The sequence below is a fragment of the Winogradskyella thalassocola genome, from assembly GCF_900099995.1.
GTDB lineage: Bacteria > Bacteroidota > Bacteroidia > Flavobacteriales > Flavobacteriaceae > Winogradskyella > Winogradskyella thalassocola.
On record NZ_FNCZ01000001.1, the window covers coordinates 161673 to 181173 of the forward strand.

Genomic DNA, 19501 nt, shown 5'->3' on the forward strand with positions numbered 1-19501 from the left:
TTTTTTACTTTTGCAATTCTAATAAAAAACTATGTACAGAAGTCACAATTGTGGTGAATTAAGAGCATCACACAGCAATACAGAAGTTACACTTTCCGGTTGGGTTCAAGGTGTTCGCGATAAAGGATTTATGATTTATGTCGATCTTAGAGATCGTTACGGTATCACACAACTCTATTTTGATGAAGAACGCACACCAAAAGCTATTATAGAAAAGGCTCAAAAGCTTGGACGCGAATTTGTAATTCAAGTAAAAGGAAACGTTATTGAACGTGCTTCTAAAAATCCAAATATTCCAACTGGGGATATTGAAGTTTTAGTTTCAGAATTAACCATATTAAACAAAGCTTTAGTGCCTCCGTTTACCATTGAAGATAAAACGGATGGTGGTGACGACATCAGAATGAAATATCGCTATTTAGATATTCGTCGTAATCCTGTAAAAAACAGCTTAATTTTTAGAGCGAAAGTGGCTCAAGAAGTTAGAAACTATTTGTCTAATGATGGTTTTATTGAAGTTGAAACACCATACTTAATCAAATCCACTCCAGAAGGAGCACGTGATTTTGTAGTCCCTTCTCGTATGAACGAAGGACAATTTTACGCACTTCCACAATCACCACAAACTTTCAAACAATTATTGATGGTTGGTGGCATGGATAAATACTATCAGATTGTAAAGTGTTTTAGAGATGAAGATTTACGCGCCGACAGACAACCAGAATTCACACAGATAGATTGTGAAATGGCATTTGTTGAGCAAGAAGATATTTTAAATGTTTTTGAAGGTTTAACACGTCACTTACTAAAAGAAGTAAATGGTGTTGAAGTTGAAAAATTCCCAAGAATGCTTTATGATGACGCTATGCGTTTATACGGAAACGATAAACCAGACATTAGATTTGGGATGGAGTTTGGCGAATTAAATGCAGTGACACAACATAAAGATTTTGGTGTTTTTAACAATGCTGAATTGGTAGTTGGTATCGCAGTTCCTGGTGGAAACGCTTATACAAGAAAAGAAATTGATAAATTAATTGATTGGGTAAAGCGTCCACAAGTTGGTGCTTTAGGCATGATTTATTCACGTTGCAATGACGATGGAAGTTTCAAATCTTCAGTAGATAAATTTTATGATCAAGAGGATTTAGCAAAATGGGCAGAAGTAACTGGTGCAAATCCAGGAGACTTAGTTTGTGTTTTATCTGGTGATACTAATAAAGTACGAGCGCAATTAAGTGCCTTACGTATGGAATTAGCAACACGTTTAGGGTTAAGAGATCCTAAAGTATTTGCACCATTATGGGTTATTGATTTCCCATTATTAGAACTAGATGAAGGAACAGGGCATTACCATGCGATGCACCACCCATTCACGTCTCCTAAACCAGGACAAATAGAATTGCTAGATACTAATCCTGGTGATGTCAAAGCTAATGCTTACGATTTAGTGTTAAACGGAAATGAAATTGGAGGAGGCTCTATCAGAATTCACGATAAAGAAACTCAAGCTATAATGTTGAAACATTTAGGTTTTTCTGATGAAGATGCTAAAGCACAATTCGGATTCTTAATGGATGCTTTTGAATATGGAGCACCACCACATGGAGGTTTAGCTTTTGGATTGGATAGATTGGTTGCCATTTTAGGAGGCCAAGAAACGATAAGAGATTTTATTGCGTTCCCTAAAAACAATTCGGGTCGTGATGTGATGATTGATGCACCTGCACCAATTGATGATGAGCAACTAAAAGAGTTGAGTTTAAAACTGAATTTAAAACCATAATATACTGATTGGGAAATGCTTTTCCAAAATTGTATATTTGGTAAATGAGTCTTTACACTCTATAAAATAAATAGTTAGACCTGTAGGTTATTTGCGGAGCATAGTCGAAGTATAAAACCTAACAGGTCTTTTTAAAATATGCCAACAAAATCACCCATAAGACGATTGATTTTATTGCGATACAAATATATCTCGCAAAAAAACTTTGTTTATATATTAAGTACTGCTGTTGGTTTATTAACTGGTATTGCTGCCGTAACGTTAAAAAATATTACATATGCCATTCAGTCTGGATTAGAGGAAGGTATTATTTTTTCTCAAAACCAACTTTATTTTATACTTCCCGTTATCGGTTTATTTCTGGTGTATCTTTTAACCAAGTATATGTTTAAAAAAGGAATGACACCATCTATTCCTCCATTTATTAAGCGTGCCATACCTTCACTACTCTATTCTTTATTAAGGCAAAAAGGACTTTTATCATATAAACTCATCTATCATCCGTTAATAATGGCACCGTTAACCGTTGGTTTTGGTGGTTCTGTTGGATTATTAGGACCAGCAATAACCTCTGGGTCTGCATTGAGTTCAAATCTAAGTCGGATTTTACATGTCGATAAAAAAACGAGGACACTTCTTATTGCTTGTGCAACTGCTGCTGCTGTGGCATCTATGTTTAAATCTCCAATTGCAGCCATTGTCTTGGCAGTAGAAATTTTCAGTTTAGATCTTACGTTTGCATCCTTATTACCACTATTAATTGCGTCAATATCGTCAGTTTTAACCTCTTATTTTTTCTTGGGAGATGAATTGCTTTTCAACTTTAATGTCACTGAAAAATTTAACCCAAGAGATACGGCTTTTTATATGCTTTTAGGATTAGGAACGGGTATAGCATCCATCTATTTCACTAAAATGTATTTTGCTATTTATGCCTTTTTCGACCGCTTTAAATCAAGGTTTACAAAGCTATTAGTTGGAGGTATCGCTATAGGAATAATGCTGTATTTTATTCCACCATTATATGGTGAAGGTTTAAGTTTTACAAAAGATTTATTTGAAGGCAACTATCTGCATGCACTAGGCTCTAATCCATTTGACAAATACATTGATAATATTTGGGTGGTTATTGTATTACTCATCGGTTTCACTATATTTAAAGCGATTGCAATGACGACGACTTTTGCTGCTGGAGGTGTTGGAGGAGTTATTGTACCAACCATGGTAATGGGAAGTGCATTAGGTAATGTAGTAGCCAAAATCATAAACAATATTGGGCTTGGTCATCAAGTCTCTGAATCTAATTTTACATTAATCGGCATGGCAGGGTTGATTGCCGGCGTGATCCACGCACCTTTAACAGCTATATTTTTAATTGCTGAAATTACAGGAGGGTATATTTTATTTTTACCATTAATGATTACAGTAGCGATTTCATATATGATTACAAAGAATTATATGGAACACACAATATACACACGTGAATTAGCCGAACGAGGAGATCTTTTAACACATGATAAAGACCAAAGTGTCCTAACCGTAATGACCTTAGATTCGGTGATAGAAAAAGATTTCATTGCTTTACATCCCGAAATGAGCCTAGGTGAAATGCTAAGAGAGGGAGTTTCAAAATCGAGTAGAAATTTATTTCCTGTTACGGATTCTAATGATATGTTTGTTGGTATTATCCTTTTAGATGATATCCGATCTGTAATGTTTGATCAAAGTTTATATGAATCTACTACAGTTGAAACCTTTATGCATCAAGCACCAGATTATATTTTATATGAAAAGGATGATATGCATACTGTTATGAAAAAATTTCAAGATTCAAAAGCATGGAATTTACCGGTAATAAAAGATAATAAATATTATGGCTTTGTTTCTAAATCTAAATTATTAACAGCTTATCGTACCGAATTAATTAATTTTACATCCTAAATCCCAATTCGGATTTTAGATAAATTCACTCAAATGAAACCTATAAAAATTATAACGTTTATTGCCTTTTTAGCTTCATTTTCGAGCATCGTTTGTGGCTTAATTTTAGAGATAGAATACAATCAAAAACTTATAGGCTTTGGAGTTCTTGGTTTATTCTTTATTGTTTTTCCGTTGTTTTCTTACTACAGATGGAAAGATAAAGACATTAAAGACTATATGCTTACTAAAGAGAATCTTGATAAAATGCGTGAGAATCAACACGATTTAAAAAAGGAATAGAATAAGTTTTAACGCAAGAAAAAGACTATAAAACAAAAAACAATTTTTTAACATTGGATTTTTATTTTATCTTTGTACTTTAATTTTTATTTATATTATAATGACTGGAACAGTTAAATTTTTTAATGATTCAAAAGGATTTGGATTCATTACCAACGAAGAAACAGGAAAAGACATCTTCGTACATGTATCAAACCTTAATGGCGTAGAATTACGCGAAGGAGACACAGTAGAGTACGACGAAGAAGAAGGAAGAAAAGGATTAGTAGCTGCAAACGTGCAAGTGCTATAAGTATATATCTTACAAGTTTCAACGCTCAACCAATGGTTGAGCGTTTTTTTTTGCTCAATGTTTTAGGTGTTCACTATCAGTCGTTCTGCCAATCTACTGAAACACAACAGGTAAATCCGTTTTCGGAATCTTAGTAATATAATAAGGTTGCGTCATTACACTAGTCGCATTTCCGGTAGGACTAATGTACTTCACAACAACTAACGTGTTTTCAGAAGTTGTAGAAATATCTAATTTAATACTATTCCCTCCACTACCTTTTACGTCATTGAATACTGCAATAATGGTATATTCTGAAAAATCAATTTTAGTTTCGGTAAAACTCTCTGAAACGTTGTTTACTTTATTCATTTGAGCTATTAATTGCTCCCAATCACTCTGATTTTCTATAACAGTATTTTGCTTAGCGATACCTTCTTCTCCAGCACCGTAAAGATTTCCTTTGGCAATTAAAGTAAGTTCTGAATGTTTCATTTTAGCATTATTTTCTTCAATTTTATTGCTTTTACAATTCAAAACAAATACCAACGATAATAGTATTAGGGCTTGTATTTTCATAATTAATCTCTATTTAAAATCTAAAATTGTCTTAATTCAAGTTACGCTTTTCAATAAAAAAACGTTTCATTAATGCAGAAGCTTCTTTTGCTAAAATGCCACCAATCACTTCTGTTTTAGGATGCAATTGTGTTCCCATAGTTTTAAAACCTCTTTGGTCGTCCGAAGTGCCATAAACTATTTTAGAAATCTGACTCCAATACAACGCACCAGCACACATTTGGCAAGGTTCTAAAGTGACGTATAGGGAGCATTTGTTTAAATATTTCCCACCTAAAAAATTAGCGGCAGATGTAATGGCTTGCATTTCTGCATGTGCGGTTACATCGTTTAATAATTCGGTGAGATTATGCGTGCGTGCTATGATTCTATCTTCTACTACAATTACTGCGCCAACCGGAATTTCACCTTTTTCAAAAGCAGCCTCAGCTTCCTGAAGTGCTTTTCTCATAAAATAAGTATCGTCAAATGGGTTTATCATAGTTGTAAAAATACGATTTCAAAATTATTTTAAATCATTGCGGCAAGAAATTTGATGTCTAAAAACAAAGCTATTGGTCATGAAAACACACTACTCCATTTCGATTCCAAAACCATGCCACGAAGATTGGTCTAAAATGACACCGAATGAGCAAGGACGCTTTTGCCAATCGTGCTCAAAATCAGTAATCGATTTTACTAAAATGCCAAAACAAGAGGTTCAAGATTATTTGGCCGTAAATACTGGTGCAAAATTTTGTGGGCGCTTTAAGGTGTCTCAATTAGAACAGATTCGCATTGAGATTCCACAACACATCATTCAGCAACAACGGAGTTTTCATAAATTATTCTTTTTAGCCTTGTTGATTACCATGGGAACGTCGCTATTAAATTGTTCTGATGAAAATGGTAATACTAAGAAAATTGACACTATTGAAGTTATTTCTACTCTTGATGCTAAATCAATTCAAATCCTAGAGCTTACAGCTTCTAAAATTATTATTGATTCTTCTAAAACTACTACCATCCCAAAACCATCAGATCCAATTCAGGTTCAGGCAAGTCCAATTCCTCCTATCATGGGAGATGTTATCGAAGTGATTGATGTTGTTGGTCTTATTGAACCTCCAAAACCAGATGAAGACATTGTTTTTGGACATATAATTGAAGACGTTGCAGAATTTACACACACACCAGATTCATTATCTAAATCAGAAAAGAAAGAATACCTATCTAAACACATTTCAAAAATCATTACCGACAATTTTAATATTGAAATTGCTGAAAAGCTTGGTTTAAAAGGCAAGCAACGCATTTTTACTCAGTTTAAGATAGATGTAAATGGAGATGTAGTAGATATCAATATAAGAAAATCATCCCATCCGGAATTAGAGAATGAAGCCAAAAGAGTGATTAAACTTTTACCAAAATTCAAACCTGCAAAACAACGCAACCAAAATGTAGCTGCTATTTATACTTTACCAATAGTCTTTTTAATCGAAGACTAATAAAATCTCGTATTTTTGTGTGGTGAATAATGAGCTTTTAAAACATATCAATCTACCAAAAGATTTACGACATCTTAAGCCCGAAGACTTACCTCAACTTGCCCAAGAGTTGCGCCACTTCATTATTAATATTGTCGCAACAAAAGAAGGCCATTTAGGAGCGAGTTTAGGCGTCGTAGAATTGACTATTGCTTTGCATTATATTTTTAACACACCAAAAGATCAACTCATTTGGGATGTTGGACACCAAGCTTACGGACATAAAATCTTAACCGGAAGAAAAGACATTTTTGACACCAATAGACAACTTGGTGGTATAAGTGGTTTTCCAAAGCGCAGTGAAAGTGAATATGACGCTTTTGGAGTCGGACATTCATCAACCTCAATTTCGGCAGCTTTAGGAATGGCAATTGCCTCTCAACTAAAAGGAGAAGACAAACACCATATTGCTGTAATTGGCGATGCTTCTATTGCTAGCGGAATGGCTTTTGAAGGCTTAAACCATGCCGGAGTTACAGATGTTAATTTACTCGTTATCTTAAATGATAATGCCATTGGTATAGATCCTAGCGTTGGTGCCTTAAAACAATATTTAACCAACGTAAAAAAAGGAACTGAAAAGCAAGACAATATTTTTGAGGCTTTAAACTTTAATTATTCTGGACCTATTGATGGTCACGATTTACCTTTGCTCCTTTCAGAACTAAAACGACTTAAAACCGTAAAAGGGCCTAAGTTCTTACATATTATTACCACCAAAGGTAAAGGTTTAAAGCAAGCCGAATTAGACCAAGTAAAATATCATGCACCAGGAAAGTTTGATGCCAAAACAGGTGAACTTCCCATAAAATCAGAGTTGAAGCAGCCACCTAAATTTCAAGATGTGTTTGGTGAGACGATTGTAGAATTGGCTTTAAAAAACAATAAAATTGTAGGTATTACTCCCGCAATGCCAACAGGTAGTTCGTTAAAATATATGATGGAAACAATTCCTGATCGTGCTTTTGATGTGGGTATTGCAGAACAACACGCCGTGACGCTTGCAGCTGGAATGGCAACTCAAGGTCTTATTCCATTTTGTAATATCTATTCCACCTTTTTGCAACGCGCTTATGACCAGATTATACACGATGTGGCTTTACAAAATTTACCCGTTATTTTTTGTTTGGATCGAGCCGGATTGGTGGGTGAAGATGGAGCTACACATCATGGCGTTTTCGATTTAGCCTATCTTAATTGTATTCCTAATTTGGTGATTTTCTCACCAAGAGATGCCATAGCACTCAGAAACATAATGTACACGGTTCAATTAGGTATTGATTTCCCAATTGCTATTCGTTATCCAAGAGGTCGTGGTCATCTATTAGATTGGAAAAAACCATTTAAAGCTATTGAAATCGGTAAAGGTATCTGTCTAAAAACAGGAACCCAAATTGCGATACTATCTATTGGTACTATTGCTAAAACAATTGAGGAAGTTATTTTATCTATAGATCAAAAAGAGGCCATTGGCCACTATGATATGCAATTTGTAAAACCTTTAGATGAACGCTTACTACATGAGGTGTTTAAAACACATGAAGCAATAATTACCATTGAGGATGGCACTATAATTGGCGGTTTTGGAAGTTCTATTCTAACCTTTGCCAATAACAATAACTACAAACAAAAAATTGTAACTTTAGGTATTGAAGATCAATTTATTGAACATGGAACTACTGACCAATTAATGCACTTACAGAAATTAGATACCCCATCTATTAAAAAAGACGTTGAAGATTTATTCTTCACTCTCAAGAATAGCTAAATCTGAATTGGTTTCAACCTTCTCTGTCTTAATTGTTTCGTAAGTTGTTTGTTCTAAACTTTTGCTTGAAATGTCGTCTAACATAAGCAGACAAGTCACCACAACCATAAAAATGACAAGTCCTCCAAGTATATTATTTTTCATAAGTAGGTATTTTACTGAGGGCTGATTATGAAGTAAATAAAACACTATTATCGCTAAAAAACAAATTTATTCGATGAAATGCACTCTTACAATATTTGACCTTGGAGTTTTTTATGCAATAACATGGCATTAGTATCTGATAACTTTGAAATATATAAACATACAGCTAACAGGTTTTTATATAACGATTCATTATTAAGCTTAACGGTCTCTGGCAATATACTATATAACAATTCATCGTAATTAGACATCTTATCTTCAAAACAATGATATGCCATTTCCCCAAATGATTCTAATAGCTGATTCAAAATTTTATACCCAGCAATCTCTTTATTTATGACTTCTTTAGAACGGTACACATTTTTGATACTAATATTAATAATATCCTTGATTTGCGCTTTATACTGACTTACATCTAGCAAAGCGGTTTCAAATTTACCCGCTAAAATGTCTTCTTCATGTTTCATAAACAAAGAAGCTGCTTCATCGATTAATCTTCCAATAGCTAATGCACGCAAATAACTTACGCGATCTTCAGTAGTTTTTAAGGCATGATAGTTCTCTGTTTTAATACTGCCTCTAACCAAATTGATTAGGTATTCTAAAGCATACTCTTCTTCAATGAGTCCAAGATTAATTCCATCTTCAAAATCAATAATTGTATAACAGATATCATCAGCGGCTTCCACCAAAAAAGCCAAAGGATGGCGTTGATAGCTGGCATGCTCATCACTTCGTTTTGCTAAACCCAATTCGGAAGCTATAGTTTCGAACATGGTTTTTTCACTTTGAAAGAACCCATATTTTTTATCTACAATATGATTGGTTGGCTTTTTAGGTAACGATTCTTTAGGATACTTTGTAAATGCTCCTAGAGTCGCATAACTTAATCTTAAACCTCCTTCTCTACCTTCTCGGCTTTCAGTTAATATTTTAAATCCATTAGCATTACCTTCAAAATCACATAAATCTTGATATTCTTTATCGGTTAAGTGCTTTTTAAACTCAGCTCCACTTCCATCTTTAAAATAAGACCCAATCGCTTTTTCACCAGAATGGCCAAAAGGTGGATTTCCAATATCGTGCGCTAAAGCCGCTGCCGCAACAATGGCACCAAAATCATTCATTTTATACCCATGAACATTTTCTAATTGCGGATGCTTCTTTAATAATAACTGGCCAACTTTACGACCTAAAGACCGTCCAACAACACTTACTTCTAAACTATGTGTTAAGCGAGTATGTACAAAATCGGTTTTCGATAAAGGCACCACTTGGGTTTTATCTTGAAGTCCTCTAAATTCCGAAGAGAATATAATACGGTCATAATCAACCTCAAAACCCAAACGCGTTTCATCTTGTTCTTTTCTTAATCTTTTATTAGTATCGCCAAAGCGCTTTAAGGAGAGTAGTTGTTCCCAATTCATAGTTTAAGTCTTATAAGATGCAAGATAAATAAATCGGTATACAATTAATTATATAATGCCTAGTTAGATAAAACAAATTTCAATGTTAGCTAATTGTTTCCTTAATATAAATTGCCTTAATACTAAGCTAACACTCCACTAACCTTTTCATTACAAACCTTTAATTTTCAATTAACCTACAAGTTAGTTAATCATGTTTTCTTTGCGGCATAACATTTAATGATAAAAACAAAATGAAAACAATTAAAAATTTATTTTTCTTACTTACATTTTCTTTAATTGCATTTAACTGTAGTAGTGATGATGATAACACTACTGATGACGGAGGAGATTCTAATGAATTAATCCTGAAATCAGGTATTCTAACTGCAGATGAAACATGGACATCTAACAACATCTACTTATTAAATGGAAAAGTAGTCGTTAACGATGGTGTAACTTTAACGATAGAAGCGGGTACTATTATTAAAGGTGCTGAAGGACAAGAATCATTAGCGTCTGCTTTAGTTGTTGACCAAGGTGGTAAAGTTATTGCTAACGGAACAGCAACTGCACCAATTATAATGACATCGGAATTAGACAACATTTCTTTTGGACAAAACACAGGAACAAACCTTAACCAAAACGATACAGGTCTTTGGGGTGGATTAATCATCTTAGGTCGTGCACCTATCTCTGTTAGTGGAGATGTTGAAACCGCACAAATAGAAGGTATTCCTGCAACTGAGCCTTACGGTCAATATGGTGGTACGGATGCTAATGATAACTCAGGTGTATATAAGTACATTTCAGTAAGACATGGTGGTATTACTATCGGGTCTGACAATGAAATTAACGGTGTTACAATGGGAGGAGTTGGTAACGGAACAGTAATAGATCATATTGAAGTTGTTGCAAACCAAGATGATGGTTTTGAGTGGTTCGGTGGAACTGTAAATGCAACCAACTTAATTACTTGGGGTAATGGTGATGATGGTTTAGATGCTGATCAAGCTTGGTCTGGATCTGTAAATAACGCCTTAGTTATTCAAGGAAGTGAATCTGGTAGCGCATTAGAATTAGATGGTCCTGAAGGATCTGCGGCAACAGAAGATGGTTATACAATGAGCAATATTACTTTAATTGGTGATCCTACAACCTCTAGCTATATCGCAGATTGTAGAGATGGTTTAATTGTTAACTTAAATAATATTTTAGTTTACAACTTTGGAACTGAATCTACAGTAAGAATTAGTGGTGATGACTCACATACAGAATTTGCAAATGATAGATTAGCATTTTCTAACTGGGAAATTATTTTACCTACAGGAGTTGCTCTTGAGGATATCATTCAAGCAGATGCAAACCAAACAAAATTCACTGATAACGCTACAGCTATCACTGAAACACAAGCATCAACTGGTGCTAACACAAGTGTATTTGGTTGGACATATGCAGCGTCTCAAAACGCATTCTAAACTAACAAACATAATTCTCAAAATGTCCGGAAATTACTTTCGGACATTTTGTATATTTTAAAATCATATTAAAATGATTAAGTCTATATCTCTATTTTTTGCAATCTTATTATCTTTTTCTTTCTTATCAGCACAACAAACAGGAACTGTAACTGGTAAAATTTTTGACGGTGAGTTTAACGATGTGCTTCCTTTTGCTAACGTCGTGGTTCAAAATTCCGCTACAGGCTCTACAACAGATTTTGATGGTGAATATAAATTAACATTAGATGAAGGGACCTATACCTTAGTATATTCATTTGTTGGCTATGAAACTAAAGTTATCACAGATGTCATAATAGAAGCTGATAAAGTGTTAGAGCTTAATGTCACTTTAAATCCATCGTCTTCTGCATTAAGCGAAGTTGTAATTACAACATCAGCACGTAGAAACACAGAAGAGTCCGTATTAAATCTTCAACGTAATTCTGCTGTTTTACTAGATGGTCTTTCTATTGAAAGTATAAAAAAAGCTGGAGCAAGCGATATTGCTTCTGCTATTAAGAGCGTACCTGGTGTTTCTGTACAAGGCGGTAAATTTGTCTATGTAAGAGGTTTAGGAGATCGTTACACAAAATCCATTTTAAACGGTATGGATATTCCGGGTCTCGATCCTGATAAGAACACTGTTCAAATGGATGTATTTCCAACTAATATTTTAGAAAACATTATTGTCATTAAATCAGGATCTGCGGATTTACCTGCAGATTTCACTGGAGGTGTTGTAGACATTATCACTAAAGATTTCCCATCACAAAAATCGATGAGCTTTTCACTTTCTACAAGCTACAATCCTGATATGACATTTAATTCTAACTATGTTACTTACAAAGGTAGCGGTACCGATTTTCTTGGTTTTGATGGAGGAGATAGAGATTTACCAATTTCGTCTACAACTTCTGTCCCGAATCCGGCGTCGGGTGACAACTCTAGTTTAGAAGGCATTACACGTTCGTTTAATAGCACTTTAGCTACTGAGCGCGAAACAAGCTTACCAAACTTTAGCTTTGGTTTTAATTATGGAAACCAATTTGATGTTGGAGAGAATCGATTAGGTTTAATTGCCTCTTTAAATTATAAAAACGAAACCTTATTTTATGAAGGTTTCGAAAATGGAGTTTACCAAAAAAATGAAGATCGTAGTATCAACGCATTACGATTTGATCGTAGACAAATTGGTGATTTAGGAGAAAACAATGTTTTATTAAGCGGATTAGTTGGTTTATCTTATAAGACGGATAACGCTAAATACAATTTTAATGTCTTACACATACAAAGTGGAGAAAGCAGAGCTGCATTATTTAGACAAAATACAGAAATATCTAATGATATTGATGTAGATAAAGACAACTTAGAATACACACAACGTTCCTTAACTAACTTTTTAATTGGTGGTCAGCATAACGATATAGAAAATGATTTTGTTACCGAATGGAAGGTTTCTCCTAGCTTTAGTCGTGTTTATGATAAAGACGTGAGATTAACCACTTTTATTTTGAACAATGATGGGTCCACAAGTATTAGTTCTGATGCTGGATTTCCACAACGTTTATGGAGAGACTTAGAAGAATTTAATGCCACTGCAAAGGTAGATTTCACAAAGAAGTATGACTTATTTGATAACCAGGCTGCTCTCAAATTTGGGGCTTTAGGAAGTTACAAACAACGTAATTATGATATTTATAAGTATGAAGTTGCTTTTAGAGCCGTAACGACTTCAGATTTCAACGGAGATCCTAATGCGATTTTAGATCCTAGTAATATCTGGACACCTGAGACCAATTCTGGTTCTTATATCCGCGGAAACTTTGAACCCGCAAACTCTTATGAGTCTACACAAAACACCATAGCTGCTTATGTCTCTAATGAATTTAAGATTACAGAGAAATTAAAATCTATTATCGGTGTTCGTGCAGAGTACTTTACGACGTTTTTTACAGGACAAAACAATTCGGGAAGTGAAATTTATGATAACGAACAAACTATAGATGAATTAGATTTATTTCCATCTGCAAACTTTATCTATGAAGCAAGCGAAAAATCTAATATCCGTTTATCTTATTTCCGTACCGTAGCGAGACCTAGTTTTAAAGAATCTTCGGTGGTACAAATTTCAGATTTATTAACCGGACTTATCTTTTTAGGTAATATAGACTTACAGCCGTCTTACATTAATAACTTTGATGCGAGATACGAGTTCTTTGGAGAGAAAGCGCAAATGTTTGCGGTAAGTGCATTTTACAAAAGATTTAAAGATCCTATTGAATTAGTAGCTTATTCTTATGTAGCTCCTAATCAATTTACACCAAGAAACTCACCTGAAGCGCAAGTACTAGGTTTAGAGTTTGAAGGTCGTAAAAACTTCAACTTTATTTCAGAATCTTTAGCGGACCTAAGTTTAAATGTTAACGTTTCAATTATTCAATCTGAAATTGAAATGGCTAAAGGAGAAGGACAAGAGTACGAGTCTAGACAACAATTTGCAAGAGATGGAGAGACTATTGACGACACACGTGAACTACAAGGGCAATCCCCATTTTTAGTGAATGTAGGTCTTAACTATAATAACTCAGAGTCTGGTTTTGAAACTGGAGTATTTTATAACGTACAAGGTAAAACTTTAGAAGTTGTTGGTTTTGGTCAAAACCCTGATGTATATACCCAATCTTTCAACAGTTTAAATTTTAATCTATCTAAGAGTTTTGGAAAAGATAACCGCTCTAAACTAAGTTTAAAAATAGATAATATTTTAAACGATGACCGCTTAAGTCAGTATGAATCTTATGGAGATGTTAGCGCTAACTTTTCTTCAAGAAACCCAGGGACCACCTTTAGCTTAGGCTATAGTATGAATTTATAGAAACACATTAAATGTTATATACAAAAAGAGCTGTAACACTATATTACAGCTCTTTTTCCTTTAACTTTATTTAACCAGATATCTATTTAATCTCTCGATACTATGGTTCTATCATTAGACCATTCCACAACAGTTACAATGGCATTATCTTTATAATCTACTTCTTTTAAAGAATTATCTCCCCAAAAGAACCACTTCCCTACTTTTTTACCAGCATCATATGTTGCTACTGCCAATTTATTTCCTTCTGAATCAAAACTAGTCCATTCTCCCTGCAACTTGCCATCAGCATTATAGGTACCTGTTTGTTGAACTTGTCCATTATCATGAAAAAATGTTGCAATGGTTAGCTCACCTTTCTTTTCTAATTTTGGAGTCGTTTTATTTTGAGCATACGTGAATCCTACACTCAACATTACTAATAGTATAACAATCTTTTTCATCTTTATTTGGGTATTAATTAATAATTGCCTCACGAATATAACACTTATTTTACATTTAGACAATATTTACATAACATTTAGTTAACATTAGAAATTTAATTTACTGATTTACAAACATATAAGTATTTCGTAGAAATTCATATCGTAACACAAGCGTTATCGGACAGAACCAAATCACTGATTTCAGCTTACATCCGCTGACACTAATCAACTAACCTACAGCTTGTTCTAAACCACATAATTAATACGTTCATTTTGGTTCACCTTTAAAAACGACAATTCTTACGCAACCTTTTTTAGTTCGCTATCACTTTTAATAATAACGTTTAGGTAACATACACCTAAAACCATATAAAGATATTTACACATTTATTTTGAACTAAGAATTATGGATAATATTTATTTATTAATGATCATTGCTTTAGCCATTTTGGCCGTTGCCGATTTGGTAGTCGGAGTAAGTAATGATGCTGTTAATTTTTTAAACTCAGCAATTGGGTCTAAAGCTATTTCCTTTAAAACAGTAGTTATAATTGCTAGTGTAGGTGTTGCTGTAGGTGCCATATTCTCTAGTGGAATGATGGAAGTTGCCCGTAAAGGCATATTTAATCCTAGTGAATTTATGTTTAATGAAATCATGATTATTTTCATGGCGGTAATGATAACTGATATTTTACTACTCGATTTTTTCAATACTATTGGATTACCAACCTCAACAACGGTTTCAATTGTATTCGAATTACTTGGCGCCTCTGTAGCTATGGCCTTGATAAAAGTGGGTCATGCAAGTGGAAGTGTCTCAGATGTTGTCGATTATATTAATACGTCTAAAGCAACCGAAATTATTTTAGGAATACTGCTCTCTGTCGTCGTCGCATTTACAATTGGTGCTGTTGTACAATGGTTTGCCAGATTATTATTATCATATAACTTTGAACAAAAAGCAAATTGGGTTGGCGCCATCTTTGGTGGTATAGCGCTAACTTCCATAACATATTTCATCTTTATAAAGGGCTTAAAAGGAACCTCTTACGCTAATCAGAATTATGAACTTCTAAATGGTGAAACCATGAAGGAATTCTTAGAACATAATGTGTTAGCCATATTAGCCGCAAGCTCTGTATTTTGGTCTTTACTTTCTTTTCTTTTAATAACCTTTTTAAAGACTAACATCTATAAATTAATTATTATAGTTGGTACATTCGCTTTAGCATTAGCCTTTGCAGGAAACGATTTAGTAAACTTTATTGGAGTGCCTGTTGCTGCGTTTAATGCTTTTGAAGCTTGGACAGCATCTGGATTGGCAGCCGAAAATTTCCCAATGACAGTCCTTGCCGAAAAAGTACCAACAAACAACTGGTTATTATTTGGTGCAGGAATGATTATGGTATTAACATTATGGTTTTCTAGCAAAGCTAAAAACGTTGTAAAAACGTCATTAGACCTGTCTAGTCAAGGGGATACAGAAGAGCGTTTTCAGCCTAACTTTTTATCTAGAGGATTTGTTAGAAGCGCTATGGCAATGTCTCAAATGTCCTCTTATATATTACCAAAATCTTGGGAAGACAGAATAGATAAACAATTTGAAGCACCAAAAGTGTCTAAGAAAGTAAAAGCAGCAGATTTACCTGCTTTTGATATGGTTAGAGCGGCCATCAACTTAATGGTTGCAGCTGTTTTAATTTCTATAGCAACGTCATGGAAATTACCTTTATCCACAACCTATGTTACCTTTATGGTTGCTATGGGATCGTCTTTAGCAGATAGAGCTTGGGGAGCAGAAAGTGCTGTTTATAGAGTAGCTGGAGTTATCAATGTGATTGGAGGATGGTTTTTTACAGCATTCAGCGCCTTTGCTGCAGCTGCATTAGTAGCCTATTTACTAAACCTTAATTTAGAGGTTATGTTCCCAATTTTGTTATTGGCTGCTATTGGATTATTAATCCGTAGCTCAATGGCTCATAACAAAAAATCTAAAGGCATAATAGCTGAAGATAGCTTAACAAAGGCAGGAAGTAGCTCTGTACAAGGTGTTATTTTAGAAAGTGCAGAAAACATTTCTAACGTTGTAAAACGTGGAAACAGAATTTACACTAATGCCATAGAAGGTTTGGCAAAACAAGATTTAACTTTACTTAAAAAGAATAAAAAACAGGTTACCAAACTCTCTGACGAAGTTGATATCCTAAGAGATAATATATTCTATTTTATTAAGAACTTAGACGAAACCAGTTTACGTGCTAGTAGTTTCTACATTAATATTCTAGGCTATTTACAAGATATGACGCAATCATTAGAGTACATCTCTAAAACCAGTCATAAGCATATTCACAACAATCATAAGAAGCTTAAATTTAGCCAGATTAAAGAATTGAAGGAAATCGACTTGGCTCTTGAAGAATTATTCAATGACACAAAAACAGCTTTCGATTCGCATTCGTTTGAGCAAATTGGCACCATCATTAAACGCAAAAAAGAAGTGTTCGATATGGTAACCGATAAAATTGCGAAACAAGTCGCAAGAACGAGAACTGAAGAATCTAGTCCAAAGAACACAACATTATATTTCAGTTTACTTCTAGAAACTAAAGATTTGCTAACGGCAACCATGAATCTATTAGAAGAGTATTATAACTCGCATGATAGTTCGGTAGAGCCAGCAACTATACATATTGAAGAAGAGTAGTTCCTCTATTTCATCTTTTTTAAAAAGCTTCAAGTCTTCATACGATTTGAAGCTTTTTTTTTAAACACCCCTTAAGACAGCCAAACAAAGCTGTCTTATTCAGTAAGTTAGATCGGAATTCCAAAAACTCCAGCTTTAAATCGCAAGCTAAATTTATATCAATAAACAGCTATTAATGTTAAATATTTTCAACATTCAACATCCAAAGGCAACCTTTAATCGTATATATGACTTTAAAACAATAATAACCAAAAACCATAATATGAAGAAAATTTCAATCCTTTTAGTAACCGCTGTTATATTAAGTTCATGTGTATCTAAGAAAAAATACTTAGAATTAGAACAACAACACGGTGAAACCGTAAGTGAACTTACTAAGACAAGAGTAGAAAAAGAAGATTTAGAAAATAAGTTTGCTGTTATTGAAGCACGTGTTAACCAATACAATTCTAAGATTCAATCTTTAAATGAAGATGTTGAAGGTTTAACTATTGATAACAAAGCAAAATTTCAGGTATCTGAAGATGGTACTGTAGCTTCTGGAGCAAGTAAAGAAAAAATGCGCGAAACGCTTAAAAACGTTAGTCCAGAGAAATTAGCAGGTGCAAAAACGTTAAAAGATTCTATGAACTTAGCGATACAGCACAACTTAAGCAAAGCAATGAACACTAGCGATCTTAACGAAGATGAAGATATCGTAATCGATATTAATGAAACTGTTGTTATGATTTCTATTGCTGATGATATGTTATTTAACACAGCAAGTTACAGAGTTGGTAACAAAGCGGATAAGATTTTAAAGAAATTAGCTGACGTCATTAATTCTGAGCCTAGCTTAGATGTGATGGTAGAAGGTCATACTGATTCTAGAAGTATAAACACGGATAAAATTGCAGATAACTGGGATTTAAGTGTATTACGTGCAACTTCTGTAGTAAGAAAATTACAAAATCAATTTAAAGTTGCACCAGAACAATTAATTGCTTCTGGACGTAGTAGCTACCAACCATTAGTTGAAAATGACAATAATGTCAATAGAGCTAAAAACCGTAGAACACGTATTATTTTAATGCCAAACATTGATAAGTTCTTTGCTATGATGGAAGCAAAATAAATCCATTAACCTATTTATGGGTAAAATTAAAAAAGCATCCTCCCGAACAATTCGGCATTGGATGCTTTTTTTGTTTGTTAAGTTGTATTTTGTAGAAAAAAAAAAAAAATTATGAAATCTTTTTTCGCATTATTAGTCTGCTTTATATCTATGCCTGGTTTTAGCCAAGATATATCATCGCAAGAGTTATTAAAAAACGCCATTGCGTATCACGACCCAAATGGTAATTGGCCAAGCTTTAATGATACGTTTACCTTTGTGATGACGATGCCAACGGCCCCAAAACGCACTAGTGTTATTTCTATTAACTTACCTGCTGAATATTTCAAAGTAACAGCCACAAAAGATACCGTAACCACGACGTATATATTAGATAAAGGCAAATGCCAAATGCAGTATAACGGTAAAGTTTTAGACAGCCTTAAAGCGAAAGACAAAAACATGACTTGCGATAGAGCCACACTCTACAAAAACTACTATTCGTATTTATACGGTTTACCAATGAAGTTGAAAGATGCAGGCACCAATCTTAATGATACGGTTGAAAAGAAAACTTTTAAAGGAAAAACGTATTTGGTTTTAAAAGTGACGTATGATGAAGCCGTAGGTAGTGATGTTTGGTATTTTTACTTTAACCCGAAGACGTATGCCATGGAAATCTATCAGTTCTTTAAAACAGATGAGCATGGTAAAGAGAAACCAGATAGTGGTGAATATATATTGCTTTCGGAAGAAACGCTCTTAAATGGTATTAAAATCACTAAAGTAAGAGCTTGGTATTATAATAAAGCGGATAAGTATTTGGGGACGGATACTTTGGTTGAGGGTTAGTATTTTTTAGAATAAAGACTTAAGAAAATACATGTTTTTAACAGAATTAGAATTTATCATTAATAATGATACTAAGCCCATTAGCTATAATAATATTAAAAAATAATTTATTATTACTAGATGAGTACAACAAATATATAGTACTTTTGTAACGCTTTTAAAAGCGAAAAGTCTATTGCGGGAACAAAAGACTTCTCTAAATTAATTGTTTAAAAAATTCACCTTGCCACTTTGGTCAAGGGGTGTAGCTAAAGTAGCCACATCACGATTAGACTAACTGCTAATTTCACTATTAGTTTAATCTCTGTTTCAAATACCATCCACCATCGTGGATGGTTTTTTTTATT

At 33.9% G+C, this 19501-nt stretch carries 16 protein-coding genes; 11 read left to right on the forward strand and 5 right to left on the reverse strand.

The window, feature by feature from the left end:
- Positions 1-31 precede the first annotated feature (31 nt).
- The 4 genes from aspS (at position 32) to BLT80_RS00685 (ending at position 4301) form a co-directional block, all read left to right on the forward strand.
- Positions 32-1786, forward strand: a complete 1755-nt coding sequence (gene aspS / locus BLT80_RS00670) for an aspartate--tRNA ligase (protein WP_092465667.1) — start codon at positions 32-34, stop codon at positions 1784-1786.
- Between the two features lie 138 nt (positions 1787-1924).
- Complete coding sequence (locus tag BLT80_RS00675) at positions 1925-3727, forward strand: chloride channel protein (protein WP_092465668.1); 1803 nt, start codon at positions 1925-1927, stop codon at positions 3725-3727.
- Positions 3728-3760: 33 nt separating this feature from the next.
- The gene (locus tag BLT80_RS00680) at positions 3761-4009 is read left to right on the forward strand and encodes a hypothetical protein (RefSeq protein ID WP_092465669.1); all 249 of its coding nucleotides are present in this window, start codon (positions 3761-3763) and stop codon (positions 4007-4009) included.
- A 100-nt stretch (positions 4010-4109) separates the two neighbouring features.
- Positions 4110-4301, forward strand: coding sequence for a cold-shock protein (locus BLT80_RS00685; protein WP_020898101.1), 192 nt, complete (start codon positions 4110-4112; stop codon positions 4299-4301).
- Between the two features lie 93 nt (positions 4302-4394).
- Here BLT80_RS00685 and BLT80_RS00690 read toward each other — a convergent pair whose 3' ends face one another.
- Both BLT80_RS00690 and BLT80_RS00695 read right to left on the reverse strand, forming a co-directional pair.
- The gene (locus BLT80_RS00690) at positions 4395-4859 is read right to left on the reverse strand and encodes a protease complex subunit PrcB family protein (protein WP_092465670.1); all 465 of its coding nucleotides are present in this window, start codon (positions 4857-4859) and stop codon (positions 4395-4397) included.
- Positions 4860-4890: 31 nt separating this feature from the next.
- Entirely contained in the window at positions 4891-5340 is a 450-nt protein-coding gene (locus tag BLT80_RS00695; protein ID WP_092465671.1) for a nucleoside deaminase, read from the reverse strand.
- A gap of 79 nt (positions 5341-5419) precedes the next feature.
- Here BLT80_RS00695 and BLT80_RS00700 point away from each other — a divergent pair, with 79 nt between their 5' ends.
- Both BLT80_RS00700 and BLT80_RS00705 read left to right on the forward strand, forming a co-directional pair.
- On the forward strand, positions 5420-6346 hold the full coding sequence (locus BLT80_RS00700) for an energy transducer TonB (protein ID WP_092465672.1): 927 nt from the start codon (positions 5420-5422) through the stop codon (positions 6344-6346).
- Positions 6347-6368: 22 nt separating this feature from the next.
- Positions 6369-8153 (forward strand): 1-deoxy-D-xylulose-5-phosphate synthase, encoded by a 1785-nt coding sequence (locus tag BLT80_RS00705; protein WP_092466842.1) that lies wholly within the window; start codon positions 6369-6371, stop codon positions 8151-8153.
- Here BLT80_RS00705 and BLT80_RS19945 read toward each other — a convergent pair.
- The gene (locus BLT80_RS19945) at positions 8127-8297 is read right to left on the reverse strand and encodes a hypothetical protein (protein WP_175455518.1); all 171 of its coding nucleotides are present in this window, start codon (positions 8295-8297) and stop codon (positions 8127-8129) included. The two genes, BLT80_RS00705 and BLT80_RS19945, sit on opposite strands and share 27 nt — an antisense overlap.
- Before the next feature lie 86 nt (positions 8298-8383).
- Positions 8384-9724 (reverse strand): deoxyguanosinetriphosphate triphosphohydrolase, encoded by a 1341-nt coding sequence (locus BLT80_RS00710; RefSeq protein ID WP_092465673.1) that lies wholly within the window; start codon positions 9722-9724, stop codon positions 8384-8386.
- A 233-nt stretch (positions 9725-9957) separates the two neighbouring features.
- Between BLT80_RS00710 and BLT80_RS00715 the strand changes: the two genes are divergently transcribed.
- Positions 9958-11181, forward strand: coding sequence for a hypothetical protein (locus BLT80_RS00715; protein ID WP_092465674.1), 1224 nt, complete (start codon positions 9958-9960; stop codon positions 11179-11181).
- Positions 11182-11254: 73 nt separating this feature from the next.
- Positions 11255-14080: a TonB-dependent receptor gene (locus tag BLT80_RS00720; protein WP_092465675.1), complete on the forward strand. Its 2826-nt coding sequence runs from the start codon at positions 11255-11257 to the stop codon at positions 14078-14080.
- A gap of 86 nt (positions 14081-14166) precedes the next feature.
- On the opposite strand, the gene BLT80_RS00725 is transcribed toward BLT80_RS00720, so the two are convergent.
- Positions 14167-14523 carry a toxin-antitoxin system YwqK family antitoxin gene (locus BLT80_RS00725; protein WP_092465676.1) on the reverse strand — a complete coding sequence of 119 codons (357 nt, stop codon included), beginning with the start codon at positions 14521-14523 and terminating at the stop codon, positions 14167-14169.
- 388 nt (positions 14524-14911) lie between these two features.
- Here BLT80_RS00725 and BLT80_RS00730 point away from each other — a divergent pair, with 388 nt between their 5' ends.
- The 3 genes from BLT80_RS00730 (at position 14912) to BLT80_RS00740 (ending at position 19154) form a co-directional block, all read left to right on the forward strand.
- Positions 14912-17209: an inorganic phosphate transporter gene (locus BLT80_RS00730; protein ID WP_092465677.1), complete on the forward strand. Its 2298-nt coding sequence runs from the start codon at positions 14912-14914 to the stop codon at positions 17207-17209.
- A gap of 262 nt (positions 17210-17471) precedes the next feature.
- Positions 17472-18323, forward strand: coding sequence for an OmpA/MotB family protein (locus tag BLT80_RS00735; protein WP_092466843.1), 852 nt, complete (start codon positions 17472-17474; stop codon positions 18321-18323).
- 111 nt (positions 18324-18434) lie between these two features.
- Positions 18435-19154, forward strand: coding sequence for a DUF6503 family protein (locus tag BLT80_RS00740; RefSeq protein ID WP_092465678.1), 720 nt, complete (start codon positions 18435-18437; stop codon positions 19152-19154).
- Positions 19155-19501: the final 347 nt, after the last annotated feature.